Raw genomic sequence first — 26272 nt, 5'->3', positions numbered from 1 at the left:
CGAAGGTGAAGGTTTAGCCTATCGCGGCCGCCAACTAGGAAACCCCTTCACAATTATTTTGAGGCCAAAATACAATAGACCGAAACCAAACAAAGCCAGCATAAATAGCTCCGCTCGCAATTCAGCCCCCATACCAGCATTATGAAAGTTTATGATTCTGGGCACGATGACGATAGAAGCAGTCACACCCATCGCTGCGATAAAGAAGCCAACCAATAAACGCATCGCCCATTTAAAAACAGAAAGCACGATAGATGATTCAGGATTTTTTGGAACAGCTAGGCGATGGTTGTCTTTAGGGTGCAATAAGCGCCAACGAGATGCCGTTCCCGGAATACTTATCCAAAAACATGACGCCGAACAGACTACGATTAAGCCGCCATAACCCGCCGGCCCAGTTATGCTCATGAGCCCTATACCATATACCAGCACCACAAGCGCTAGCAGCGTCATGGCTATATAGCCTATAAATTGTATTTTCACTTTATTCATGCACTGCTTTCATACACGCGATATTTCCAGCGTACCAAAAATAGAGTGAAAATGAAACAAGCATCACCTGTACGATGCTTTTGAATAATTGGCGAGAGTGACGGGACATGCTCGGCGCTAAAGCGCCTCCTCGTCAACGCTAAGCTCGTTCCTCGCTAAGCTTATGATCGAACCTGCAGATTCGAGGCTACGGCACGGCCGCCATTTAAAAAGCCGCCCACGTTAGTGGACGGCTTTTTAAATGGCGGGAGTGACGGGACTCGAACCCGCGGCCTCCTGCGTGACAGGCAGGCGCTCTAACCAGCTGAGCTACACCCCCGCACGGGGTATTATTTTAATCTACATCCCTTTTCTGTCACAGAAGAGGAATGGTGGGCGATCACGGACTCGAACCGCGGACCCTCTCGGTGTAAACGAGATGCTCTAACCAACTGAGCTAATCGCCCCAATCTTATTGATATTATCGCCAAGAGAGGTGTGGCTATAAACACAAAAGGCGCAGCTTGCAAGTGCAAACTACGCCTTCGTGTTTCAGCCCTAGAATTGGCCTAAGCCGCTTCTAAAGTGAACAAGGTAAAACTACGCAGCTTTACGCTTGTTTACTTGCTCTTTCAGAGCCTTGCCTGGCTTGAATTTTGGCTGGATCGAAGCAGCAATCTTGATTACTGCGCCGGTGCGTGGGTTGCGGCCTTCGGTCGCTTTACGCTTTACCGAGGTAAAGGTACCGAAACCAACGAGGCGAACTTCTTTGCCTTTAGCGAGCGACTTCGAAATTACTTCGATGAACGCATCAACGGTTTCAGCTGCTTTAGCTTTGGTGAGTTCGCAGGTTTCTGCGATTTCTGCAATCAGTTCATTCTTATTCATAAAGACTCCTAAGTTAGGAAGGTTACACTATGGAATGCCGAGTGATTAAGTCTCCTATTTTTCTAACGCGACGTGCGTTTTTTCTAGGATATTCCTCGTCACTAGCGAGGCGGAGATAAGCACTATTCCCAGATAGTGTAAACAACAAAAATCAAAAAAGTGGCAGGAATCTGCCACTTTTTTTACTTGCAATTTTTATTCACGGTCTCGCAAACGCGCCAAATCATACGAAAAAACAAAAATTAAAATATCAAAAAACACCGTGTTTTGCAGGGTTTTAGCGCTTCTCATCAAAAAGTAGATTCGTGAGGGCATTTGGAAATAAATCCAGCAACCGCATCAAAAAATAAAGGCGTTTCGGGAAGACAATCCTACGTTTTCCACAGGAAAGTGCGCGTATAATGCGCTGCACTGCACGCTCAGACGACATGATAAACGGCATTGGGAACGTATTTTTGTCAGTAAGTGGCGTGTGAATCCACCCTGGGCAAATCACGCTTACCTGCACATTGTAATGTTTCAAAAGCCCCGCCAATGCCTCGCCGTAAAACCGCACACCTGCCTTTGCAGCACTATAGGGTGGCGCGCTCGGTAGTGGGCGGAACGACGCAAGCGACGACATCATCGCAATCTGCCCTGCCCTGCGCTTCATCATGCGCGGAATAAGCGGATGAATCGTATTCAACACGCCCTGCAAATTAATATCGAATACGATTTGTGCCTGCGCGATATCATCTGCAACACCGCTTGTGGTGGCGGAAACACCCGCATTCGCAATCACCAGATCAACGGGATATTTCTCATCGAACTGTTCAATAAAGTTCTTGAGCGACATCGCATCACGCACATCAATTGTGGTAGTCATCACATGCGCACCACGCGCTCGGCACGACTTAGCTACTTCTTCCAAACGCTCCGCATTACGCCCTGTAAGCGCCAGCACCACGTCGTCATGCGCATAGGCAATCGCCAAATCAGCGCCAATACCAGAAGACGCACCAGTGATGAAAATATGTTTAGGGTGTTTCACGCCGCAAACGGCGGGCAATGGAAGCCCTTAGGCGAGGCCGTGAAAATCTCGAAACCATCTTTGGTAACGGCAATGGAGTGCTCGAATTGCGCGCTGAGCGACTTATCGCGCGTCGTCACCGTCCACCCGTCATGCTTATTCAAAATGGTTGGCGCTTTGCCGACATTAATCATCGGCTCGACGGTGAAGAACATGCCTTCTTCCAGCACCGTACCCGTACCCGCTTTACCAAAATGCATAATATTCGGCGCGGTGTGGAAAATCTTCCCTAAGCCGTGCCCGCAATATTCGCGCACGATGCCAAAACCAAACGGCTCTACATAACTTTGAATTGCGTGGCCAATATCGCCCGTCGTCGCACCAGGGCGCACCACTTCAATACCCTTCATCATCGCGTCATAGGTCACTTGCGTCAGGCGTTTTGCTTTAATCGGCACGTCGCCCACCCAAAAGGTGCGGCTCGTGTCGCCATGCCACCCATCGACAATGGTCGTCACGTCGATATTCACGATATCACCGTCCTTGAGTTTCAAATCCGACGGAATACCATGGCACACCACATGATTCACCGAAGTGCAGACTGACTTCGGAAAGCCGCGATAGCCAAGCGGCGCTGGAATTGCGCCCGCCGCAAGTATCATTTCATGACACTTCGTATTGATATCGTCCGTCGTGATACCAGGGCGCACGAACTCCACCATCGCGTCGAGGATCGTCGCCGCAAGCTGCCCAGATTTGCGCATGCCTTCATAGTCAGCGGCACTATGCGTGGTCACTGGACGGCTATCATACATATCATCTGCCTCATCATTCATACGATATTTAGAGCATAGAGCATGTCTGCTTGCAAGCCGCATAAAGCCGTATTATCTAGGGCGCATGAGCACACTCGTCACCGCATCGCTTTGCATTATCGGCAATGAAATCCTCTCGGGCCGCACGCAAGACAAGAATCTCGCCTATCTCGCGACCGAGCTTAACCGTATCGGCATTCAACTGCGCGAGGTACGCGTTGTGCCTGATATTGAGAGCGAAATTATCGAAGCCGTAAATGCCCTGCGCAGCAAATATGATTATCTGTTTACCACAGGCGGCATCGGGCCGACGCATGACGATATTACGACAGCGTCGATTGCAAAAGCCTTCGGTGTAAAGGTCATTCGCCACCCTGAAGCAGAGCGACTCCTGCGCGCCCATTACACGCCCGAGCAAATCAACGAGGCCCGCCTCAAAATGGCCGACGTGGCCGAGGGCAGCGAGCTGATTCCCAACGTGGTCAGCGCCGCACCAGGCTTCCGTATTGGTAATGTGTTCGTCATGGCGGGTGTGCCAAAAATCATGCAAGCCATGTTAATTGCGGCGATTCCGCACCTCAAAGGCGGCGCGGTGGTGCAGTCGGTGAATATCACCACCAACTTGCCCGAAGGCACGATTGCCGCAGGCCTGACCGACATTCAGAGCCGCTACACGGATATCGATATCGGCAGCTACCCTTTATACCAAGAGGGAAAACCTTCTACAACTTTGGTGTTTCGCGGCATTGAACTTTCCCGTGCCAAATCAGCCGCAGAAGAGACAAAGACACTCATTGCTGGATTAGGCGGGCATCTGGTGGAGAATACTTAGATAAATTATACGCAACTGCGTAGATACTTCGAATCTAGCACTGCAGTTTATTGCAGCCTTGAGAAAATGGACACTTTTTGAAAAGTTATTCACTTGCAGATTTAGCCCATCCTTCGCGCGGTGCAATTCCAGTCTGTTGTGGTGACTTTGCAAACTCTGGCGAAAAGGGGTTGACCAAGCGCTCAGGCAAGCCATGTTTGCGTACATAATGCAACGCATCTTCAATCTGCATTTTGATATCTTTAAAATGCAACGTGCCGGTTATGCTTTCCACATCAATATTGGTAGGGCCAAATCCTCTACTACTATCTTTCGATAACTCTTTTCCTTCTAACACCTGCATTGCGTGGTCGGTGGCCATAAGTGCTACTAACTCAGCATTTGTCCATTTTGGACTACGGTAGGCAACAACACGGTTATCATCCGTAAGAACATCCGCACCGATAATATTTCGAACACGCCTATCGAGGCCCTTATCACTTTCTTGCGTCGCAGCATTAAATACAGTTCGACAAATAGTTTTATCTACCACTGCATAATCTTTGAGGAAGGGGTATAAATGCTCTGCTTGTTGCATGATTGCCTGAACACGCGGCTCATTATTTGGTAGCCCGTTCTTGATATAATCATCCCATTCTTTGGGTAGCGGTGTGTGGCTGCTTTTATCGAAAATGTGCCGCGCAAATTGGCTTCCTTTTTCAGAAGGATAATATACCACCGCCAACCCTTCTTCCGTTTCTGTGGGAGGTACAACACAAGCAAACATGCAGCCGCCATCTTGTTGCAGAGTAAAATTAATATGTGAGACTTGATTGATTTTTTCTTTATCTGTAGTGGCAGGAAGTTTCAAAAACGTCATAGTATTGAGATAATATGTACCTTCTGCAGAAATCTTAGCATCTGCAAGTTTATTTGATATTTCAGGAATGCAATGCCCCGCCGCCAAAATAATGTAATCGGACTCTATCTGCTCACCTGTGCTGGTTGTAATAGTGTAACTATCACCATTTTTTTCAATGCTATCAATTTTTTGTCGAAACTTAGGTTTCACATGGCTAGCTCGCAACGCGGCTTTCAAGAAGGCATAGTAATGCGCCATGTTAATTCCAGTGCTTGAACCAGCGTACCCACCAGCAATATGAGCACATTCAGCATATTCTTCTGGTTGCAGGGCTCTAGCAAATGTTTCTGGTGTTCGCATCAACAGCCTTTTTGCTGCATCAGCCCCTCGCACTTCACTGATTGCATCAAAACGTTTCTGAAAATGTGAACGCATATGCTCGGCATTAGCAACAAAGCTATCAAGCGTAAGTCCGTCTTTTCCTAGCGAATCTTCAGAAATCATGAATCGTATTGGATTACCTGGGCCGCAAACACCACTTTGAAATGCACTTGCGGGATAAAGTAATTGTTTGGCAATAGCACCGTCAATACAGTATTCGCCCGTTTTTTGATGTCCTGCTTTGTGGTATTCAAAACCATCGCCATGGGTAATGAATGTTGCTTGCGGCGCGCCCTCCAAAATATCATCAGTAGATTCTAAAAGCGTTACATCAAACCCCTGTTTATCCAAAAATAATGCAGTGTTTGTCCCAACACTTCCAGCACCGATGATGGTTATTTTCTTTTTTGTATTCATCATTATGACTGCCTATTGTAAAAGCGTTATTGATATTAACCATTTAAATATGGTTAATATCAATATACGATTGTTAGAAGCATGCATCTTGTTAAACTCTAAAGATTCCAACCCCGACAAGCCAAGGTTAAGTGCAAACCACTTTTGCATCACCACTTCTAAAGTAGTACTTTCATCTTAAAATTTCTTCTGCGTCTTGCTCATCTAGCATAAGGGAACTTCCCTTATGCTATTGGTGCTCTCGGCCGGAATCGAACCGGCACTCGATTACTCGAAACAGATTTTAAGTCTGGCGTGTCTACCAGTTCCACCACGAGAGCACTGGCCGCAAACTAGCAGCGAATCCACGAATTGCAATAAGGGTAATGCATTTTACTGCTGCTGGCCTAATCCAGCCGCCGCGTCACGCGTTTGAGCGCGGATTTTGCGCAACTCCGCAAGCTCCTGCGTTACGTCGCGGGCGCGCTTTGTGTCCATCCCCGCGAGAATCGGCGCCACTTTACGCTCCGACATTTTATCAATCACATCCAGCAGAATGGGCATTTCAAGCTCATTGAAAATCGCCGCCGCGTCGCCAGGCTTCATCGCCTCATAAATCTTCACGAGGCCCTTAATTTCGCCTTCCTGCTTCTCGTTATACAACTTGAGAACGCTATCCAGATCGTCTTGCAGCTTTTTCATTTCGCGCACTTTATCGTTAATACGCTCTTCCGTTGCTGCCAGCACCGTTTGCTTCAGCATCAATTCTTCCTCACGCGCGTCTAACTCCTCGCGGCGCTTGGAAAGGTTTTGCAAAATATCCAATTCCACGTCGGTGAATTTGGTTTCGTCTTCTCTTGCTTTGAGAGCTTCAATCTCTTTAATCGTTGATTTGCCTGCGCCTTGGGCTTTTTCTTCCTCTTCATCTTTTTTCGCCTCACCGCCGCCATGACCGCCTTCTTCTTTTTTTGCCTCAGCATCTTCTTTTGGCTTTGCTTCAGCTTTCTCGGCAGGCTTTTTCTCTTCCTCGGCATAGGCAGAGCTCACCGTCAGCGTGCGTCGCAATTCCATGCTGCCAATGAATATATCATTCAGTTTAATCACCAGCATAAGGCTGAGCATCATCACCGTAAGCGGCATGAGGCGTAAGCGCGGGGTTTGTGGTTTCTTCTTTTTCTTCTGCGTTGCCATGTTATTCACCTTTGTTTTTGAGCGCGTCGAGCACTTCTTGTTCCGCGCGTGAGCGCTGGCGAACACGGCGGCTACCCTCGCCTTCATCGGAAATATTCATCGCCGAACCACCCGCAGATGCGGGCGTATTCACAGCAATCGACTCCACCCCGCGACGCGCCGATTTAGGCGGCGTGACAGGCGCAGGATTGCTTGAACGCATCGCACCCTCCGCAATACCAGCGACGCGGTTGCCCTTATCAATCATCGTTTGCAAATCACCGACCAGAAAATTCGCCTTGTCGATTTTATGCTGCATATTCTCGCTCAGACGGTGGGTCGCCTCATGAATCTCGGCAATGCTTTTGGTCGCGCGCTCAGTGGATTCATCAAACTCACGGATAATTTGCGCCAATTCTGAGCGGCTGTCTTGCAGCACCTGAATACGCTGATTCACGCGGCGGCAATAGAAGATGGTCACAATCAGCAACAGCGCCATCATGATGTTGATGAGGAGCGACAGCACCATTATTCGTACCCCTGCTCTTCAAGCTGCTTACGGAATTTTTTGATGTCGTCATTGATTGCAATCGCCATTTTATCGCCCACACGACCTACCTGCGCGGTGGTAAGCGGCACGCCGCCACACTTCACTTTTACAGGGTCATTCGGCGACGTATTCAGCAAAATGGTCGAACCAATTTTGAGATTCACAATCTCACCGAGCGAGATTTTACGCTCGTCCAATATCGCCTCAACATCGATATGGGTTTGGCCAACTTCTTTACCTAAATGGCGCTCCCACACGGAGTCTTGGCCGAATTTTTCGCCCATGAACATTTGCAGCAGCAAATCACGAATTGGCTCAAGCGTTGCGTGCGGCAACACAATTTCAATCATCCCGCCACGTTCTTCCATCTCCACACGCAGGCGCACGAGAAGCGCCGCGCTGTTGGGGCGCGCAATCGCCGCGAAACGCGGATTGCTCTCCAGTCGGTCATATTGGAAGGTAATGGGGGAAATCGGGTCGAAGGCGAGACTCATATCGTTCAAAATAATCTCGACCATCTTTTTCACGATGTCTTGCTCAATCGTCGTGTAAGGGCGGCCCTCAACACGGATAGGCTTTTGCGTACGACGCCCACCGAGCAGCAAGTCAACGGTTGAATAAATCTGCGCACTGTCGATCGTCAGAATGCCGAAATTCTCCCACTCTACCGCACGGTAGACCACCAACATCGCAGGCAGAGGAATGGAGTTAAGGTAATCATCGAATCTGAGCGACGCCATCGAATCGATGCTCACATCGACGTTGTCGGAGGTGAAGTTACGCAAGCTGGCTGAAAGCGACCGCACCAAGCGATCAAACACGACCTCCAGCATTGGCAGCTTCTCATACGCCATCATCGACTTGTCGAGAATCGCGTAAATACCGCTTGAGCGGTCAGGGCCCGAGGCGCCGCCATCAAAGCCTAACAGCAAATCAATTTCGTCTTGGTTGAGAACGCGCGCAGGCTCTTCACCGCCGCCCGCACCCTCAGCCGCAGGCGTGTCTGTGCCGCCCGCTTGCTCGGCTGCAAGCATCTTTTCCCAATCGCCTAGTGCGGCGTCGTTGGCATCTGCTGCTGTAGGATTCTCGTCGGCCATGGTACTTTATCTGGTTGCAAAACTAATGCCACCTGCCTCGCGAATTATCGTTTCTTGTTATTTTTTATACGCTTACTGTACGATAATTTCACTAAAAAGTATATCCTTAACCAAGCCTTCTTCTATCGTTTTGTTGATACGTGTCATCAATTCATCACGCAAACGGTGAATTCCAGCCGATCCGTTAAGGTCTGTTGGGCGCATTTCGCGCAGATAGGTGTTAAACGTATCGATGATGCGCGGCTTGTTCGCTTCTACCAACGCCACAGCCTCTTGGTCACGCAATTCAAGGGTCACCGACATCTTGAGGAAGCTAACACGCGCCGTTGAGCTGCTGAGGTTCACCAAGAATTCAGGCAATTCATAATAGACAGGCTTTGCAACGCCCTTGCCACCTTTAGCGTGAGCAGATTCTTCGGTTGCCGCTTCTTCTTCCTTCTTATCACCGCCACCGAGCACGCCCGATGCCATAAGCCCACCGCCAATCGCCAGCAGCAAGACAACAGCACCCGCAATCAGGATCAATTTACTTTTGCCTTTTTTCGCACCCTCTTCAGGCTCTTCGCCTTCTGAGTCTTCCGCTTCGGCTTCAGTTTTTTTGGTGGCCATAATTGATACTCCTGAATTCGTTCTAGCGTGCCGCACTAAGTTTGCAACTAGATAACATCAAATCATCCACAAACTTCTGAAAAATCATCATAGTTGGCAATTTGGCACGAGGCTTGCTTATTCCTTAGGCAAGGCGACACGTGAGACGCCTAGGGAGCACAAGAATGGACAATAGTATATATATCGCACTGTCACGTCAAATGACGATGTTTCGCGATATGGAGGTGACCTCCAACAACATCGCCAACGTCAATACGACAGGCTATCAGGCCGAAAAACTGCTCTTTCAGGATTTCCTAGTTCCCGACGGTCAGAAATTTAACAGCAAAATGGCATTTGCCCGCGACCCCATCAGTTACCGCGATGACAGCGAGGGCCGCATGAAAACAACGGGTAACACGTTTGATTTAGCAATCTCAGGTTCAGGCTACTTCAAAGTCGAAACCCCACTAGGCGAGCGCTACACCCGCGCAGGCAATTTCACACTGGACGCAGAGGGTACACTCGTTACGATGGAAGGCTACCCTGTACTTAGCCCCGATGGCGGCACAATCACGCTTCCAGACGCGGTAAATGATATTACCATAAATGGCGCAGGCGAAATCACTGGCGGCGGCGATGAGTTGGGCACGATTGGTATCGTAGAATTCGAGAACCCACAGGAATTAGAGCGCGTCGGTAGCGCCATGTTCAAAAGCAACCAAGAACCAGACCCTGCCGTTGCATCCAACGTGATGCAAGGTGCGCTTGAGATGTCAAACGTCAATGGCGTGGGCGAACTGGTGCGCGTCACGCAGCTCAGCCGCTCGGTTGGCAACACCGCTAAATTTGTCGAGGTCATGTATGACCTACAACGTAAAACATCAACGACCTATGGGCGACCAGCTCAAGGCTAAGTAACACAGGGAGTGTAACATGCGTTCATTAAACATAGCAGCAACCGGCCTTACGGCACAACAAACCAACGTCGATGCCATTTCGCAGAACTTGGCGAACATGACCACCACGGGCTATAAGGCGCAACGCCCAGAATTTCAGGATCTAATCTACCAAGATCTCAAACGCGTTGGCACCAACTCAACCGACCAAGGTACGATTCTGCCTGTGGGCGTTCAAATCGGTTTGGGTGTGAAAACAGGCGCCATCTCCCGCAACACGGGCCAAGGAACTGTTCAAGCCACCGAGAACCCACTTGATATCGCGGTTCAAGGTAAGGGCTATTTCCAAATCGAATTGCCAGACGGTACCACCGCCTACACGCGCGATGGTGCATTCAAACTTTCGCAAGACGGTATCATCGTCACCCGCGAAGGTTACACGGTACAGCCCGCCATCACTGTTCCTGATGACGCCGTGAATATCAGCATCAACACTTCTGGTCAGGTGGAAGTGCTGCTCGAAGGTCAGGTTGACCCTCAGCAATTAGGCCAAATGGAAATGGCGAGCTTCATCAACCCAGCAGGTCTGCAAGCGATTGGTGACAACATGTTCCTTGAAACTGCCGCTTCGGGCGACCCTATTTTGGGCAACGCGGGCGAAGATAGCTTCGGCACCTTGCTACAAGGCTATTTAGAAAATTCGAACGTTAACCCTGTCAGCGAAATCACGGACCTGATCGTCGCGCAGCGTGCCTATGAAATGAACACCAAGGTACTGACCGCATCCGACGAGATGCTACAGTCACTCAACCAGTCGGTCTAAGGAGCGATAGATGAATTCTCGTATATGCATCGCCTTGTTGACTAGCTTCTTCGCAGCGCCCTCTCTCGCTGGTGACTGGCTACCCGCAGCGCAATACGGCGCTAGCAAACAGCAAGTCGCGGCACTTGCACCTCTGCCTAACCAACCCACCTATTTCAACATCACCATGAAAGACGTAGAGAAAAAAGTGGCCGAAGCAATGGTTGGTGAAGGTGTCGCGGAATATGTTGAAACCAATGTACTACCTTCAGGCACACCTATTTTGTTCAAAGCGAATCACCCGATCGAGCTAGTGGTGCATGCGCTGCAAATCGACCCAGACGCAAAGCGCTGGCAGGCTGAAGCCTACATTATTGCCGATGGTAAGACTGAAGCCGTAAAACCGATTGCAGGACGTTACGACGAATTGATGCGTGTACCCATGCTCACCCGCCAAATGGGTATGAAAGACGTTATCACGTTGGATGATATGGAAATGCGCCTCGTCGCCAGTCGAAAATTGCGCAAAGACACCGTAACCGACGTTGATCAGATGATTGGCAAATCCGCACGCCGTCTGATTTCTGCTGGCCGTATGATTCGCCAAAGCGAACTCACCACTGCAATTGCTGTTGAGAGGGACCGCTCCGTCGAGATGGTATACCGCACGCCTACCATGTCGATCCGCACCATGGGCAAAGCATTAGAGAACGGCGCAGCAGGTGACCTGATTCGCGTCATGAACCAAGACACGCAACGCACCATCAGCGCAAAGGTGATTGATAGCTCGCGCGTGGAAGTCGCACCAATGAGCGCGATCAATTAGGGAGTAAGTTATGAAACAGCACACCCTCTTATTACTGACTGGCATGCTCAGCCTTACGGCATGCGCCAGCACCATTGAAAAACTGGAACGTACCGGCAAACAGCCGCCGCTCACGAAAGTTGAAAATCCGCAAACACGTCCAGACTACCAACCTGTAAGCTGGCCGTTACCAGATCCCGAGGCTTCCTCGGTGCGTACGGCAAACTCTCTGTGGCAGCCTGGCAGCCGCGCCTTCTTCCGTGATCAACGCGCTGCGCGTGTGGGCGACATTTTACGTGTGAACGTCTCGATTAACGACCAAGCACAGCTTGATAATAAGACCAATCGCAACCGCAACTCGACTGAAAACGTTGCCGCACCAATCGCTTTTGGTTTCGAGAAAAAGCTACCTGGCAACCCAGCAGCACTTGCGGATATTACCAGCGATACCCAAACCACCAGCGATGGTAAAATCGACCGTAAAGAAAAAATCACCACGCAAATCGCTGCACTCGTGACGCAAGTATTACCAAATGGCAATTTGGTGATTGAAGGTACGCAAGAAATTCTGGTGAATTACGAAATCCGCGAAGTAGCGATTAATGGCGTCATCCGCCCGCAGGATATTAATTCCGACAATACGATCGATTCAACCCAAGTAGCACAGGCGCGCATTACCTATAGTGGTCGCGGCCAAATCAGCGACGTGCAACAGCCACGCTGGGGCCAGCAGGTGTTCGAAGCAATTATGCCATTTTAGGGAATTAAGTTAGGCAGCGCGGAACCAACCGTCAATTTGCTCCATGCCACTTGCACGAGCAACGGTGTAGCCATCTGGCTCATGATCCAAGCCAACTGTATGCGTTGCATTCTGAGATTGCGCCGCGCATGCAAATTGCGAAACATCACTCACACCGCTATTAGCTAGAGCAGCAGCAAACGGGTTTGAATCCGTATTACTAACAGCCCATTCCAAACCATCATTTACACGTCCCAGAACATCACCAGCGCTTGGCAAAGCATTGCCAGCATAACTAACGCCTTCACTTGCGTAGTGGGTCAAACCACCTACAGTAGCTCCCAGCGCTTGTACAAAAAGTATGCCGCTTCTTTGGGTAAAATCCTCAATTGCATTGCCAGCTTCTCTAGCAGTAACAGCAACCAGACTTGTTATGAGGCCTACTAACATACTCCCTTTATACCACTACATTCCCTAATAAATAGTTAAGAATTGTCACGCAATTGTCATGAATTTATAAGTCATTGATTTATATAGATAATATCTATTCTCAGCCCTGCAAAACTGAAATGATAAGGCCTAAAGTGCCCCTGCACGGTAAATAAAGCATGGCGAGTTATTTGAGATAAGAACCTGACAGGCACGCTTAGCCTGATCTTCGGAAATATTCTCAAGCCGCGCACGATGAATGACGACCTGTGCAGGCGAGCCCGCACCCACCACCATGATACGTGAGCCTTGTAAACTTTGTTGGGCGAGCACCATCGCATTGGCAGCAGCGCGTTCTGCCTGCGCGCGGTCCGAAAACGCACCGACTTGAATCCCCCACTCTGCACCCAAATTCGCCACAGGTTGCCGTTCACGTAACTGCGCTTGCAATGTTTGTGGACGCACCGAGCTTGCAACTTGTACCTGCACATTTTGCTGTTCCGCGCGCACAATCCCTCTGTCTTTTGGAACGGCAGCGTACTGTGTCGCCGTCACGCGTTGATTAGCTGGCGCAATTGCAGGTGGGCGTAAATCATTTGGTAAGTTGCTAGCATTCAACACGCCGCGCGATACACCACCACGCTGTGCCAACACACGGTAGCTTTGCCCCAGCAGCGCAATCATACGGTCATCGCGCCAGCGACCTGTGCTGCCACCAAGCACCACGCCAACCAGTCTTCGCCCGCCACGCTCAACAGATGTTACAAGGTTAAAGCCCGCCGCATTAATGAAACCTGTTTTAATACCATCTGCACCAGTGAAGCGGCCAATCACTCGGTTGTGCGTATAATACGTCGCGCCTTTCCAGCTAAACTGCTTATCGTCGAAATACGTATAGTATTTCGGAAAATCACGCTTCAATGCAATACCGAGTTTTGCCATGTCGCGTGCTGTCGTCACTTGCTGTGCATTCGGCAGGCCATGTGGGTTTTTGAATATGGTATTATTCATACCCAGTGCCCGCGCCTTCGCCGTTGCCATCTGTGCGAATTTGTCTACCGAACCACCCAAATGTTCTGCCACCACTACCGCCACATCATTCGCCGAACGAATTACCAGCGCACGAATCGCCGTTTCAACTGGCACGGCATCACGCGTGCTGAGGCTGATATTGGTTTGTGGCTGAATCGCCGCCTGCGCTGAAACTTTCATGCGCGTATTCATGGTGACTTTGCCTTTTTCAAGCGCGTCGAATAGCAGATACAGAGTCATCATCTTGGTGAGTGACGCGGGGTAACGCCGCGCATCTGCGTTCTGTTGGTGCAATACTTCACCCGTTACCGAATCAACAATATAGGCTGCATAGCGGGGGTCGCTCGTACCCGTGCGCGGCGCTGAACGTGCCTGTGGGCGCGCCGCAGACGCATAAGGAGCCATCGTGGTTGATGTCGCAAAAAACGCTATCAACAGCAGGCACAGCCAACGCTTCATCAAAGCCCCTTGGGTTTTTTATTATTAGCTACAGATTGTTTTTAGTCGTCGCATAGCACTGCGCAACTGTTTGTTTTAGCCTGTGGATGATTAAGAAGCCTCGAGCAACTTGCGCATTGCTTCCCGACCAATCGCATAAAAATCCACCGCGATTTCTTCAAAGCCCAAGCTCTTATAGAAGCCTTGCGCTTCCACATTTTTACGCATCACGGTGAGCGATATCCAATGATAATTCAGCTCACTGACCTGCGCCATCAGCATCTTCAGTAACGTCTCACCCATCCCCTGTCTGCGATGTGAACCAGCAACCACCATATCCATTAAATGGCAGCCATAGGTGTTAGTGAGCGTGTCATAGCCATCATAGAACATGATAAGACCACACACCTGCCCTGCAGATTCCGCCACAAATGCATAGACACGCACAGGCGCATCTTCCGCGAACACTTTGCGCAAGGCATCCGCATCCATTTTTTGTGCGTAGCCTTCACGCTCGTTGAGTTCCGTAATGAGTTCCGCCATACGCGGAATATCATTCGGGTGATAGGGACGAACCATGAGTAATGTGGACAAATGCAGCCTCGACCTTGTAGGTTTCCACCCGCAGCTTTACCACGTTATCTCACCTATGCAAAGCGCAGCCATGCAATCCACTTCCGAACATTTTCCGCATCTTTCGGGTTTGAACCCCGAACAGCTCCAAGCGGCGACCACGACCGAAGGGCCATTGCTGGTGCTCGCAGGTGCGGGCACGGGTAAGACACGTGTGCTGACCACACGCATTGCGCATTTGTTGGTTACGAAACGCGCCTTCTCTGGCCAGATACTCTCTGTCACCTTCACCAACAAAGCCGCTAATGAAATGCGCGAGCGTGTCACCCACCTACTCGTCGGTAATGGCTTCGAACCTCAAGCCGCCGCCAGCGTTTGGCTTGGCACGTTTCACTCGATTGGCGCGAAGATTCTGCGCCGCCACGCCGAGTTGGTAGGCCTCACGCCTCAATTCACGATTCTGGATGATGACGATCAGCAACGTCTCATCAAACAACTTTTGATTCTTAATAATATCGACCATCAAAAGTTTCCGCCGCGCGCAGTGCTAACCGTCATCCAAAGCTGGAAAGATCGCGGACTGGCGTACGATAAAATCAATGCGGAATCGAATAACTACACGCTCGAAGGTGTAGGCGCGAAGATTTACCCGATATATCAAAACCGCCTGAAAGCCCTTAATTGCTGCGACTTCGGCGATTTACTTTTACACAACCTCACCATTTTCTCCGAGCACCCTAATGTGCTGCAGGAATACGCCAATCGCTTCAAATATATTCTGGTGGATGAGTATCAAGACGCCAACACCGCGCAGTATTTATGGCTGCGGCTACTCGCGCTCGGCCACCAAAACCTCTGCTGTGTGGGCGACGACGACCAATCGATTTACGGTTGGCGCGGCGCAGAGGTCGGCAATATTCTGAAGTTCGAAAAAGACTACCCCACCGCTCAAGTCATCAAACTCGAACGCAATTACCGCTCCACCGCGCCGATTCTCAAAGCAGCTTCTGCACTCATCGCTAATAATGAGTCACGCCTAGGCAAAACACTGTGGACGGAAGCCTCAGGCGGCTCACCCGTACGCATCAAATCCGTATGGGACGACGCCGAGGAAGCGCGATTCGTCGGTGAAGAAATCGAGTCCTTCCAGCGCGATAAAATTCCATTGTCGCAAATGGCAGTGCTGGTGCGCGCTGGTTACCAGACCCGCGCATTCGAGGAACGCTTCATGACCTTGGCAGTGCCCTACCGCGTGATTGGTGGCCTGAGGTTCTATGAACGTATGGAGATTCGCGATGCGGTGGCATACCTGCGCATCATTCACCAACCGCATGACGATTTAGCGTTTGAACGTATCGTGAATACACCCAAGCGCGGTATTGGCAAAGCCACTCTGGAACAGCTTCATATCAGCGCGCGTGAGCGCAATTCCAGCATTTATGCGGCGTTGGAATTCCTCATCAGCCACGGCGAACTCAAAGGCAAAACCGCAGGCACGTTACAAAACCTGCTCTCGCAATTTGCAGCGTGGCGTAAGCTCGCCACCGAAAAGCCACTCAACGAATTGGCCGACGCTGTATTGGAAGAATCTGGCTATCGCGCCATGTGGCAAGCCGACAAATCGCCCGAGGCATCAGGCCGTATCGAAAACTTACGCGAATTAGTGCGCGCCTTGGCAGACTTCAAAAACCTTGAAGAATTTTTGGAACATGTGGGTCTGGTGACCGACGGCAACCAACAAGCCGCCGACGATATGGTGAGCATCATGAGCCTGCACGCCGCTAAAGGTTTGGAATTTGACTGCGTATTCCTCACAGGTTGGGAGGAAGGTTTATTCCCCAGTCAACGCACGCTTGATGAGTTGGGCACGAAGGGCTTAGAAGAAGAACGCCGCCTTGCTTACGTGGGCATTACACGTGCTAAAAAATTCGCAACCATCAGCCACGCCGCCAATCGCCGCATCTACAATCAATGGCAATCATCTGTCCCCTCACGGTTCATTGAGGAATTACCACCCGATTGTATCGAGGCGATGGATGGTGGCCCTTACACCAAGCGCGCAGCAGGCCCTGCCCTGTTCCAACGCGGTATGGAAGAAATTCTGGCAACACGCGTGGAAACCAAACCCGAAGCCCTGCCTGCACTACGCAAAGGTGCACGTGTGAAGCACGAGCAATTCGGCTATGGCATCATCTTGAATGTCGAGGGCGACCATTTACAAATTGCCTTCAAGCATGCAGGTGTTAAAAAAATGCTGGCTGATTATGTTGAGGTCGCATGAGTGAACCACTCGCACTACTGAGCATTCTAGTCGCGCTATGTATTTGCGCGTTGGTAGCACAGCGCAGCCAACTAGCGCCGCCTGCGGCCTTCTTGTTCGGCGGCTTGGGACTAGCCATGGTACCAGGCATCGACATTAAGATTGAGCCCGAATACATGCTCATAATCTTTCTACCGCCCATCCTGATGGAGGCAGCATTTTTCACGTCCATTCGTGATTTTAGGCGCAACTTGCGCGCTATTATATTAATGGCCGTCGGCCTTGTTTTAGTCACAGCAGTCGCTGTTGGTGGTATGATGATGTGGCTAATCCCAGGAACAACATGGGCTATGGGCATGTTGTTAGGCGCTATCGTTTCTCCGCCCGACGCGGCCGCCGCAACCGCCGCACTCAAGAACGTGCATATCCCTAGACGCGTCATGACAATTCTCGAAGGCGAAAGCCTCGTGAACGATGCGAGTGGCCTGATTCTATACAAATTTGCGCTCGTTGCCGTAATGACTGCCAGCTTCTCGTGGTATGACGCCTCCATCCAATTCGTACTGAGCATTCTGGGTGACAGCGCTATTGGTTTTGTGTTGGGGTATGGCTTCGTAAAACTTTTCCCCTATTTGCGCGATCAATCGGTTGGCATCCTCACCACATTCGTACCACCTTATGGCGCATATCTGATTGCCGAATCACTGCACCTATCGGGAGTTCTCGCCGTGGTTGTCGCAGGGCTAGTGGTAGGCTGGCACGCACCGAGCATCTTCCATTCTAAATTTCGTATTCCCGCAGAAGCCGTCTGGAAAATGGTCGTGTTTTTCATGAACGCGCTCGTCTTTTTACTTATCGGCATTCAACTACCTGATTTGATGACGCGATTAGACGAATATCCACTACATATGTTGTTGATCATGTCCTTCACTATTTGCATGGTCACGATTTTGATTCGCTTCATCTACGTATATGGCATGACCTTTGGTGCCCGCCGAATTTTTCCGCGCCTCAATAGGCGCGGGCCATTACCTGCATGGCAGAATCTCTTTATTATTAGTTGGACAGGTCTACGTGGTGTCGTCACACTGGCGACTGCGCTGGCGCTTCCGTATCATCTACCCAATGGTGAACCTTTCCCATATCGAGACATCATCATCTTCCTCGCCGTATCGGTGATTATTTTCACGCTGGTTGTTCAGGGCATCAGCCTTCCTTGGCTTCTCAAAAGACTTAATTTACGCTTCGATCCAGGCTTGATGTACGAAGAATGGCTCGCACGCTCACATGCCACCAAGCAGGCATTATCGGTGTTAGCTGAGCTGGAAAAGGACTCGACCGTGCATAAACCTGCGCTCGACCGTATTCGCGCACATTACCACGAGCGCTTGGAATCGCTGGGCGACGGCCCCAACACGCCACTGGAACCAACCGAACGCGGTGAGATGACCAATCACCCCGTAATTCAGGCAGAAAATCGTATTTGGCAGGAAGTGCTGAAACAAGAACGTGATATTGTCGTAAACTTACGCCGTCAATTCTTCATCAGCGACGATGTGATGCACGACATCCTCCGCGAGATGGATTTATTGGCGAGTCGTTTTCACCACACGGCTTAAAATGCGTAGCGCCGAAGCTGCGCGGTCGATCTAGAAAAATTGGTACTCAATGTACCAATTTTTCGCGCATCGACCTTGCGGCGGAGGGAGTCACGAGGGAACAAAGGGTTCCCTCGCACCAAAACTACATCGGCGCGGTTGCTTCACGCAGCCATGTGCGCTCTGCCTCAGTCAGCGCAGCTTGGTGCGATTGATAGACACGCTCATGATAGGCATTTAGCCATACACGCTCATCTGCACGCAGTAATTCAACAGCAACCAACCGCCTATCGATCGGCGCAAGAGTGAGCGTTTCAAAACCCAGCAGCTTTTTACCCATTGCTGTTTGGCCAACCTGCACAACCGCAATCAGATTCTCAATACGAATGCCGTATTCACCGTTTTTATAATAGCCAGGCTCGTTAGAAATAATCATCCCCTCACGCAAGGCGACGTCTGAACCGCGCTTGCTGATACGCTGCGGCCCTTCATGCACACACAAATGCGCGCCAACACCATGACCTGTGCCATGGTCGTAATCCAGCCCTGCCGCCCAAAGATATTGCCGCGCGAGACTATCCAATTGCCCACCACTCGTACCTTCAGGGAAAACCGCCATCGCGAGCGCAATATGCCCCTTCAGCACCAAGGTGAAATGACGTTTCATCTCATCGCTTGGCGCACCGACCGCCATGGTACGCGTTACATCAGTAGTGCCATCATCATACTGCCCGCCTGAGTCGAGCAAGAATAGTTCGCCGCTTTGCGCGGTGCGGTTAGATGCCTCCGTTGCGCGGTAATGCACAATCGCGCCATTTGGTCCAGATCCTGCAATCGTCGCGAAACTAGGTTCGCGGTAGCTTTTGTCTGCCGCACGGAATTTTTCTAACTCAGCAACAACCTTAAGCTCGTCCAATCCATTTTGCTGGTCGAACCAATGCAGGAATTTCGATAGCGCCAATCCATCGCGCATGTGGGCGAGCCGCATACCATCCAACTCTGCTTCGTTCTTACACGCTTTAGCGAGTTGGGTTGGGTCGGATTTTTCAATCAATTCGATACCGAATTTTTCAGCCATTAGCACTAGCCCATATGGCCCATCATCAGCATCAACCATTAATCGACTTATCCCCATAAATGGACGTTCGGATAATTCCAATAAACTATTTATATTATTAATTTTTATTGAAACATACTGAATGGACGTTTGGAAAGAAAACAGCTCCATTTCACCCGAGGAACGCACCAGTAAATACGAAAGCAAAAGCGGGTTAAACGGAATATCCGAACCGCGAATATTCAGTAGCCAGCAGACCGCGTCTGGCTGCGTGATTAACAATCCATCCGCACCCACTTCTTTGATGCTTGTCACAATAGCATTTAATTTCTCATTTGTGCTTTGCCCCGCCAATGTCAACGGATGCGCGCACACTTTACCCTGTGGCGGCAATGGCCTATCCGTCCAAGCGGTATCGATAACGTTTGCAGGCACAAAGGTAACCCCAGCAAGTGCCGCTTTCTGCCATGCGCGAATCTGCCGCGCTGTGTGCAGCCACGGGTCAAACCCAACGCGCAGCGGTGATGCGGCATGAGGTTTCAGCCACGTGCTGAATGGTGTATCGCCACTATTGATGACATCAATGGCTTGCGTATCCACTTCCTGCAGGGCTTGAAGCGTGTAACGCCCATCAACAAATAAGGTGTGTTTCTTGGAAGGTTCCGCCCAAAATGCGCCCATGCCCGCCGAACCTGAAAAACCACACAGCCATGGCAATCGTTGGGCATAAGCTGCGACATATTCGCCCTGAAACTCGTCCGCGACAGGCTGCAGCCACATATCCAGTTGCTGCGCGCGCATTACCGCCTGTAATGCCGCCACCCGCTTTCCATGTTCATGCTTATTCATAATTTCTTGCGAATCTGTGTTCTGTCGCTATGGTGCATCGCTAAAACCATAGAAGCAAGCATCGAATGACGCACAGAATAGTAAGTTTGCTCACCTGCATGATTCTTTGTATCACGGCCACAACACCAGCGTGGGCGAAAGACGGCTTTGCGGCGAGTAAAGAAAAGAATTTCAAGCCAGCACTCATTTACGTATTGGGTGACAAAGACTCTGACCGCGCCTTTGTCGATGCGGCACGCGCAGGCGCTGAGCGCGCCGAAGATGAGTTGGGCGTTACCTTCACACAATATCGTATGCACGCGGGCGAGGATGTAACCGCACGTATCAAAACAGCTGCCGATAGCGGCGCCAACCCGATCATCGCCGTTGGCTTTCAAAACGTCATGCCCGTGCTGAGCTTGGCAGAGCGTTACCCCAACACACATTTCACCGTGATTGACGGGCTAGTGCCACCACTTTTCCCCAATGTTCAGTCGGTGATCTTCAAAGACCATGAAGGCGCGTTTCTCGTTGGCATCATCGCGGCTATCACCAGTAAAACCAAACATATCGGATTTATCGGTGGCATGGACGTTCCCATCATCCGCAACTTCGCGCTTGGCTTTGCGCAAGGCGTTCGCCACGCCGACCCACAAGCCAAAGTGGATATTGAAATGATCGGCAACACCACCAAAGCATGGAGCGACCCTGGCAAAGCGCGTGAGATTGCCTTGACCCAATACGCCTCTGGCATCGACGTAATATTTGCTGCCGCTGGTGGTTCTGGCGTCGGCGCACTCGAAGCCGCTAAAGAGACCGACAATTTTGCCATCGGTGTAGACATTAATCAGAACGCGCTATTTCCAGGCAACGTTCTAACATCACTCATCAAGCGCGTAGACATCGCCGTCTATGATGCGCTCAAAACCTCCAAGGACGGCAAATGGAGCCCAGGCATCAAATATCTTGGCTTGAAAGAGGGTGCGCTAGATTATGCGGTCGACGAGTATAATCGTCACCTCATGAACGAAGAAATGATTGATAAAGTGGCTACCGCCAAGGAGCGCATCATCAACGGCCTCATCACCGTTCAGATGTATAGCCCTAAGTAACTATCGCCTTCGCCAGATCTTTTGCCGCGTAGGTCAAAATCCCAGTCGCACCCGCACGCTTGAACGCTATCATCGTTTCCATAAGCGCCGCTTGCTCGTCGAGCATACCCGCCTCTGCGGCGGCTTTGAGCATCGCATACTCTCCGCTCACATGATAGGCAAACACTGGCACATTACATTCAGCACGCACCCGCGCAATGATATCGAGATACAGCGTGCCTGGCTTCACCATCACCATATCGGCACCCTCAGCGATATCTTGCGCGACTTCACGCAATGCTTCGTCGGAATTGGCAGGGTTCATTTGATAGGTGCGCTTGTCCGCCTTGCCGAGATTGGATTTAGAACCAACCGCCTCACGGAACGGTCCATAGAATGCCGAGGCATATTTCGCCGCATAAGCCAGAATAGGCGTATGTGGCAACTCAGTGCGGATCGCTTTCACTCGACCATCCATCATGTCCGACGGCGCCAGCACATCACACCCCGCCGAAGCCAAGGTGAGGGCTTGTTTTACCAGCTTTTCGACCGTCGCATCATTATCGACATCACCCGCCTTATTCAGAACACCATCATGGCCATGGGTGGTGTAGGGATCGAGCGCCACATCCGCAATCACACCGATTTCTGGAACCGCACTTTTCACTTCTTCAATCGCACGACACACCAGATTTTTTTTGTTCCACGCTTCACGACCATCTGCGGTTTTGAGTTTCGGGTCCGTCACAGGGAATAGCGCAATAGCTGGAATACCAAGCTTCGCCGCCTCTTTCGCTTCTTTGACGAGTTGGTCGATGGAAAGGCGCTCCACCCCCGCCAGCCCCTTCACAGAAGTGCGCTTATTTTTACCTTCTTGCACAAAGAGCGGCCAAATCAAATCGGATGCATGCAAGCGATGCTCCTGCACCATATCGCGCAGCCACGCAGACGAACGCAAACGGCGCAAACGAACATCAGGAAATGTGCCTTGAATTTTCATGGCGCGGAACTTAGCGGGATTTAAGGGATTTGCAAGCTTCAGGCAGCAACGCCGCCATGGCCTTTTTCTTTTTCATTTAGCCGAGCAAGCAGCTTTGCATGATTATTGGATTGAGCTTCATTAAGCGGTGTTGGTTCTTTTTTGTTAAATTGCTCAAAAAATTTATCGTACCACGTGCCCCATGAGTCCGTAGACATCCACAATGCACCAAACATTGCCGTTGCAGCACCTTCACGCCAAGCATTGGTAACGAATGTTTGAAATTGTTTACCAGCACCCATATTGGCAATTTCATGAGTGATCGGCTTCATTTGCCCACCCGCCATCACATAACCCGCGCGTTTAAGTACAGCATAAGCAGAAATACCAACCGCTACTGGTAAAACGCGTCGGAATATCAGGCGCGGCAATCCTGGATCATGCGTAAAGAATTCTGTGGCCTTGTTATCTTCTTTTTTCTGAAAGGATTCCTTTTCCTTGATGGGCGGCTCGCCAGTCGATTGATTAGGCGTATTCAGCAAACTATTGGAGGGGCCTTTCCACGTACCTTGACGCAGCTTCACATCTTTCTGAATACGCTCATCCACTTCAAAGAAAGCACTATAAGAAAGCGCCCAGATCGCACAGTTCTGCAATAATTTCGACGGGCCGCTCCATACGCGTCCAAAAGCCTGACCCAGCCCTTCTTTTGCACCAGTCGTTGCATCAGCAATGCGCATGTAAGGCGTTGATTGCTTGAAATTTGCGCCAATAAACCCAAGGGTAATAGCAGCCCAGAATGTCCCTACAGCCTCTGCCTTCCAGTTGACATTGGAAAGGTCGGTCACTGTGCTCCACCAGTTTTTCGTTTCCCGCTCAGTGTCTGCCGCACTGTTGTTTTCATCCATAATTTTGTCGCGCGTGCCTTTAATAAGGCTGCCGACAAATCGGAACATCGAGAACGCCAAGCCAATCTGCAATGCTGCGTTGAGCGGCGAATTCGCAACGCGAATCATATTGCGCCCAAGCTTACCTTTCCATCCTGCTTTGTGGAAATCGTGCGCAGCATCGCCAGTTTTATCAACGACATCGGTGATGGCTTTCGCAAAGCCACCCTTCATGCCTTCTTTGGCACCAGAAAGAGGATTATTAACGGGCGTATCAAAGGCAGCCTTGAATGCCTTGTTGCCTTCTTCGGTAAGACCTAAATCTTGCCCTTTCGCGCTCACCCAACCAAAAAGATGGTGAATCGCAGCCATGCCAAAACCGTAAGGAATGGTAGCCATCGCTGAGCGGAAAAATTGGTATGCAGTGTAACTGACGGGTTCTTTGGTGAACCAGCGATTGCGATGGAACCAATTACCTTGTGATGGCGACGCAGCTTGCTGCTGTGCCGACACACTGGTGCTGTCGTGCTGTTCCTGCTCAGATTGCATTGGTCGTTGGTTCATGGTTTTTCTCACCTTGAAATCTATCACAAAGCGACCTTTCCAAATGTGACAGTTCCATGAATTTGCTCGATTTTATTGCGGTGCAAAAAAGCGTGACAAATGGCAAAACCTCCGCCAAAACAACCCCACAAGAGGACATCATGACCACACAGCGCGTTTTCTCGGGCGTACAGCCCACTGGCAACCTTCACCTTGGTAACTATTTGGGTGCCATCAAGAATTGGGTGAAGATGCAGGACGAAATGGAATGCATTTTTGGCATCATGAATTTGCATGCCATCACCGTGCCGCAAGACCCCGCAGCTCTGCGCCAATCAACGCGTGAAGTGACTGCGGCGCTCATCGCTAGTGGCATCGACCCGAATAAATCGATTATCATGGTGCAATCCACCGTTAGCGCCCATGCAGAACTTGCGTGGATTTTAAACTGCCACACGCCCCTCGGCTGGCTCAACCGCATGACGCAATTTAAGGAAAAAGCAGGCACGCAAAAAGACAATGCGGTGTTGGGTCTTTACGCCTATCCCGTGCTCATGGCCGCAGATATTTTGGCCTATAAGGCAACGCATGTTCCCGTGGGTGAAGACCAGAAACAGCACCTTGAGTTAGCGCGTGATATTGCGGGCGCGTTCAACCGCTTCGTGGGCGAGGAATTCTTCCCACTTCCTGAGCCTAAAATCATGCCGCAAGCCGCACGTATCATGAGCTTGAACGACGGCACGCGTAAAATGAGCAAGTCTGAAGAATCCGAATATTCACGCATTAATTTGACCGACGATGCAGACGCCATCGCCAATAAATTCAAAAAAGCACAGACCGATTCGGAAGCTTCGCTCTCCTACGACAAAGAAAACCGCCCATCCGTATCGAACCTGATCACGATTTACGCCGCACTCGCTGATACAACGCCAGAAAAGGTCGTCGAACAATTTTCGACGCTCAAAACCGGTCAATTCAAAGCACAACTGGCTGACCTCGCCGTTGCCAAACTCTCGCCCATCACCGCGCGTATGCGTGAATTGATGAAAGAGGAAGCAGAGCTCGACGCGCTACTAAAGCGTGGCACCGAAAGCGCAGCCGCGATTGCTCAACCTATCCTCAAGCAAACCATGGAGAAGATTGGGTTGCTGGCGAGTTAGTCACCCGCTAAACTTGCCCAATGATTATCTTTCGCATCATCCGCAACTTGATTCGTTTAGCGCTGAATTTGCTGTGGCTGCCGTTTAGTCTGATTGGCCGCAACTTGTTTGGGTTGATATTGCTGGTAAGCGTCATCGCGTTCTTTGTCATGCTGAATAACGATAATTCTGGCGACACGAACCAGATAAACGTGCCCGCAGGTACGGTGCAAACGGGCGCAGTGAAAGTGCAGCCACCTGCCCCACCCACCCTCGATAAGAACGCGCCACCTGTGCTGCTCGAACCTGTTCGCAAAGTGGAGGACGGCAATAGCAGTTTCGCCCAAGACCTCATGAAAATGATGACGGACGATGAGCGCGCCTATTACAGCCAAATGTTCTATTGGACGATGAATAACGCCAGCGCAGGCAAAACGACCCATTGGAAAAACGCTAATACCTATGGCAGCATTTCACCACAGGCCATTTTCTTGAATAGCAAAGGCCATGCCTGCCGCAAATTCACGGAAGTGCTCAAGGTAAAAGACATTAAGCAGAATATTCGTGGGCTAGCATGTCAGCGTGGCGGCGGCGCGTGGTGCAAGCTCTCCCCCAATGCCACACCTTCGTGCGGCTTAGGGCAAGAGCCTTCCCTTTTACGGAATTTGGGTCGCTCAATCGGCTTCTAGTGCACCGACACCATCGTATCGACGGCATTGAGCGCACTTTCACGCAGGTGCTCACCCTGCGTGAAAAGCTGCCGTGCGAGGAGCTCGCTGCGTTGTGCTTCGCGCACATACGGCTCGGTACCCGAGCGGGCAAGCGTTTCTTTCGCATTACCCAGCGATGCTTCTATTTCTTTCACATATGCCATACGCTGTGCAGCAGCCTTCATTTCATTACTGGCAATCCACGTCGCACGCTTCCAGTGGGCAATGCCTAGCAGCACCTCTGGTGGCAATTCGCTGACCGTACCGTCTTGGCACAGCAACTTACCCGTGACACGAAAATCCTTGTAATCAATATGGCCCATAATCGTATGGCCTGCTGGAGTCATCAGCGTAAACTGATCGTCACCCTGCTTGTCATACCATTGCGTTGTCATATGCATCTCCTGTTTCCCTAGGCTCAGAAT

26 protein-coding genes and 3 tRNA genes are annotated in these 26272 nt (G+C 50.6%); 10 read left to right on the top strand and 19 right to left on the bottom strand.

Annotation, left to right across the window (positions count from 1 at the left end; genetic code table 11):
- Positions 1-18: 18 nt before the first annotated feature.
- From J0M34_01870 to map, 6 genes are all read right to left on the bottom strand, one after another.
- Positions 19-492, bottom strand: coding sequence for a hypothetical protein (locus J0M34_01870; protein MBN8542991.1), 474 nt, complete (start codon positions 490-492; stop codon positions 19-21).
- Between the two features lie 242 nt (positions 493-734).
- Positions 735-811, bottom strand: a tRNA-Asp gene (locus tag J0M34_01865).
- A gap of 50 nt (positions 812-861) precedes the next feature.
- A tRNA-Val gene (locus tag J0M34_01860) sits at positions 862-938 on the bottom strand.
- A gap of 133 nt (positions 939-1071) precedes the next feature.
- A complete protein-coding gene (locus J0M34_01855; GenBank protein ID MBN8542990.1) occupies positions 1072-1359 on the bottom strand; it encodes an HU family DNA-binding protein in 288 nt (95 codons plus the stop codon).
- Positions 1360-1636: 277 nt separating this feature from the next.
- Positions 1637-2407 carry an SDR family NAD(P)-dependent oxidoreductase gene (locus J0M34_01850; GenBank protein MBN8542989.1) on the bottom strand — a complete coding sequence of 257 codons (771 nt, stop codon included), beginning with the start codon at positions 2405-2407 and terminating at the stop codon, positions 1637-1639.
- Complete coding sequence (gene map, locus J0M34_01845; protein ID MBN8542988.1) at positions 2386-3183, bottom strand: type I methionyl aminopeptidase; 798 nt, start codon at positions 3181-3183, stop codon at positions 2386-2388. The genes J0M34_01850 and map overlap by 22 nt, the downstream gene beginning before the upstream one ends.
- A gap of 85 nt (positions 3184-3268) precedes the next feature.
- Between map and J0M34_01840 the strand changes: the two genes are divergently transcribed.
- Positions 3269-4015, top strand: coding sequence for a competence/damage-inducible protein A (locus tag J0M34_01840; protein ID MBN8542987.1), 747 nt, complete (start codon positions 3269-3271; stop codon positions 4013-4015).
- An 85-nt stretch (positions 4016-4100) separates the two neighbouring features.
- Here J0M34_01840 and J0M34_01835 read toward each other — a convergent pair whose 3' ends face one another.
- From J0M34_01835 to J0M34_01810, 6 genes are all read right to left on the bottom strand, one after another.
- Positions 4101-5657: an FAD-dependent oxidoreductase gene (locus J0M34_01835; protein MBN8542986.1), complete on the bottom strand. Its 1557-nt coding sequence runs from the start codon at positions 5655-5657 to the stop codon at positions 4101-4103.
- 230 nt (positions 5658-5887) lie between these two features.
- Positions 5888-5974, bottom strand: a tRNA-Leu gene (locus tag J0M34_01830).
- 52 nt (positions 5975-6026) lie between these two features.
- Positions 6027-6824, bottom strand: coding sequence for a hypothetical protein (locus tag J0M34_01825; GenBank protein ID MBN8542985.1), 798 nt, complete (start codon positions 6822-6824; stop codon positions 6027-6029).
- Between the two features lies 1 nt (position 6825).
- On the bottom strand, positions 6826-7332 hold the full coding sequence (locus J0M34_01820) for a hypothetical protein (protein MBN8542984.1): 507 nt from the start codon (positions 7330-7332) through the stop codon (positions 6826-6828).
- On the bottom strand, positions 7332-8450 hold the full coding sequence (gene fliM / locus J0M34_01815) for a flagellar motor switch protein FliM (GenBank protein MBN8542983.1): 1119 nt from the start codon (positions 8448-8450) through the stop codon (positions 7332-7334). Before fliM ends, J0M34_01820 begins: the two co-directional genes overlap by 1 nt.
- 72 nt (positions 8451-8522) lie before the next feature.
- Positions 8523-9059: a flagellar basal body-associated FliL family protein gene (locus tag J0M34_01810; protein ID MBN8542982.1), complete on the bottom strand. Its 537-nt coding sequence runs from the start codon at positions 9057-9059 to the stop codon at positions 8523-8525.
- 164 nt (positions 9060-9223) lie between these two features.
- Here J0M34_01810 and flgF point away from each other — a divergent pair, with 164 nt between their 5' ends.
- From flgF to J0M34_01790, 4 genes are read left to right on the top strand one after another with little or no spacing between them, the layout of a single operon-like run.
- The gene (gene flgF / locus J0M34_01805) at positions 9224-9955 is read left to right on the top strand and encodes a flagellar basal-body rod protein FlgF (protein MBN8542981.1); all 732 of its coding nucleotides are present in this window, start codon (positions 9224-9226) and stop codon (positions 9953-9955) included.
- A 19-nt stretch (positions 9956-9974) separates the two neighbouring features.
- Entirely contained in the window at positions 9975-10760 is a 786-nt protein-coding gene (gene flgG, locus J0M34_01800; GenBank protein MBN8542980.1) for a flagellar basal-body rod protein FlgG, read from the top strand.
- Positions 10761-10770: 10 nt separating this feature from the next.
- Positions 10771-11565, top strand: a complete 795-nt coding sequence (flgA, locus tag J0M34_01795; GenBank protein ID MBN8542979.1) for a flagellar basal body P-ring formation protein FlgA — start codon at positions 10771-10773, stop codon at positions 11563-11565.
- 10 nt (positions 11566-11575) lie between these two features.
- Positions 11576-12304, top strand: coding sequence for a flagellar basal body L-ring protein FlgH (locus tag J0M34_01790; protein MBN8542978.1), 729 nt, complete (start codon positions 11576-11578; stop codon positions 12302-12304).
- A 9-nt stretch (positions 12305-12313) separates the two neighbouring features.
- Here the strand turns inward: J0M34_01790 and J0M34_01785 are convergent, their stop codons facing one another.
- From J0M34_01785 to J0M34_01775, 3 genes are all read right to left on the bottom strand, one after another.
- The gene (locus tag J0M34_01785) at positions 12314-12733 is read right to left on the bottom strand and encodes a hypothetical protein (protein MBN8542977.1); all 420 of its coding nucleotides are present in this window, start codon (positions 12731-12733) and stop codon (positions 12314-12316) included.
- A gap of 129 nt (positions 12734-12862) precedes the next feature.
- Entirely contained in the window at positions 12863-14203 is a 1341-nt protein-coding gene (locus J0M34_01780; protein MBN8542976.1) for a D-alanyl-D-alanine carboxypeptidase, read from the bottom strand.
- A gap of 90 nt (positions 14204-14293) precedes the next feature.
- The gene (locus J0M34_01775) at positions 14294-14761 is read right to left on the bottom strand and encodes a GNAT family N-acetyltransferase (protein MBN8542975.1); all 468 of its coding nucleotides are present in this window, start codon (positions 14759-14761) and stop codon (positions 14294-14296) included.
- 85 nt (positions 14762-14846) lie between these two features.
- Between J0M34_01775 and J0M34_01770 the strand changes: the two genes are divergently transcribed.
- Positions 14847-17036 (top strand): UvrD-helicase domain-containing protein, encoded by a 2190-nt coding sequence (locus J0M34_01770; GenBank protein MBN8542974.1) that lies wholly within the window; start codon positions 14847-14849, stop codon positions 17034-17036.
- Positions 17033-18634 (top strand): Na+/H+ antiporter, encoded by a 1602-nt coding sequence (locus tag J0M34_01765; GenBank protein ID MBN8542973.1) that lies wholly within the window; start codon positions 17033-17035, stop codon positions 18632-18634. The genes J0M34_01770 and J0M34_01765 overlap by 4 nt, the downstream gene beginning before the upstream one ends.
- A gap of 124 nt (positions 18635-18758) precedes the next feature.
- On the opposite strand, the gene J0M34_01760 is transcribed toward J0M34_01765, so the two are convergent.
- Positions 18759-20519 (bottom strand): aminopeptidase P family protein, encoded by a 1761-nt coding sequence (locus J0M34_01760; protein MBN8542972.1) that lies wholly within the window; start codon positions 20517-20519, stop codon positions 18759-18761.
- A 65-nt stretch (positions 20520-20584) separates the two neighbouring features.
- Here J0M34_01760 and J0M34_01755 point away from each other — a divergent pair, with 65 nt between their 5' ends.
- Positions 20585-21610, top strand: coding sequence for a BMP family ABC transporter substrate-binding protein (locus J0M34_01755; protein MBN8542971.1), 1026 nt, complete (start codon positions 20585-20587; stop codon positions 21608-21610).
- Here the strand turns inward: J0M34_01755 and hemB are convergent.
- Together hemB and J0M34_01745 are read right to left on the bottom strand one after the other, a co-directional pair.
- Positions 21603-22589, bottom strand: a complete 987-nt coding sequence (gene hemB / locus J0M34_01750) for a porphobilinogen synthase (GenBank protein ID MBN8542970.1) — start codon at positions 22587-22589, stop codon at positions 21603-21605. The two genes, J0M34_01755 and hemB, sit on opposite strands and share 8 nt — an antisense overlap.
- A 38-nt stretch (positions 22590-22627) precedes the next feature.
- Complete coding sequence (locus J0M34_01745) at positions 22628-24019, bottom strand: hypothetical protein (GenBank protein ID MBN8542969.1); 1392 nt, start codon at positions 24017-24019, stop codon at positions 22628-22630.
- Positions 24020-24159: 140 nt separating this feature from the next.
- Here J0M34_01745 and trpS point away from each other — a divergent pair, with 140 nt between their 5' ends.
- Together trpS and J0M34_01735 are read left to right on the top strand one after the other, a co-directional pair.
- Positions 24160-25158, top strand: a complete 999-nt coding sequence (trpS, locus tag J0M34_01740) for a tryptophan--tRNA ligase (GenBank protein ID MBN8542968.1) — start codon at positions 24160-24162, stop codon at positions 25156-25158.
- A 20-nt stretch (positions 25159-25178) separates the two neighbouring features.
- On the top strand, positions 25179-25826 hold the full coding sequence (locus tag J0M34_01735; GenBank protein MBN8542967.1) for a hypothetical protein: 648 nt from the start codon (positions 25179-25181) through the stop codon (positions 25824-25826).
- On the opposite strand, the gene J0M34_01730 is transcribed toward J0M34_01735, so the two are convergent.
- Complete coding sequence (locus tag J0M34_01730; protein MBN8542966.1) at positions 25823-26242, bottom strand: hypothetical protein; 420 nt, start codon at positions 26240-26242, stop codon at positions 25823-25825. The genes J0M34_01735 and J0M34_01730 overlap by 4 nt on opposite strands.
- Positions 26243-26272: the final 30 nt, after the last annotated feature.

The organism is Alphaproteobacteria bacterium, assembly GCA_017302575.1.
Classification (GTDB): Bacteria; Pseudomonadota; Alphaproteobacteria; order Rickettsiales; family UBA3002; genus JAFLDD01.
The sequence above is the reverse complement of the archived record's forward strand: the minus strand, read 5'-3'. Positions and strand labels throughout refer to the sequence as shown.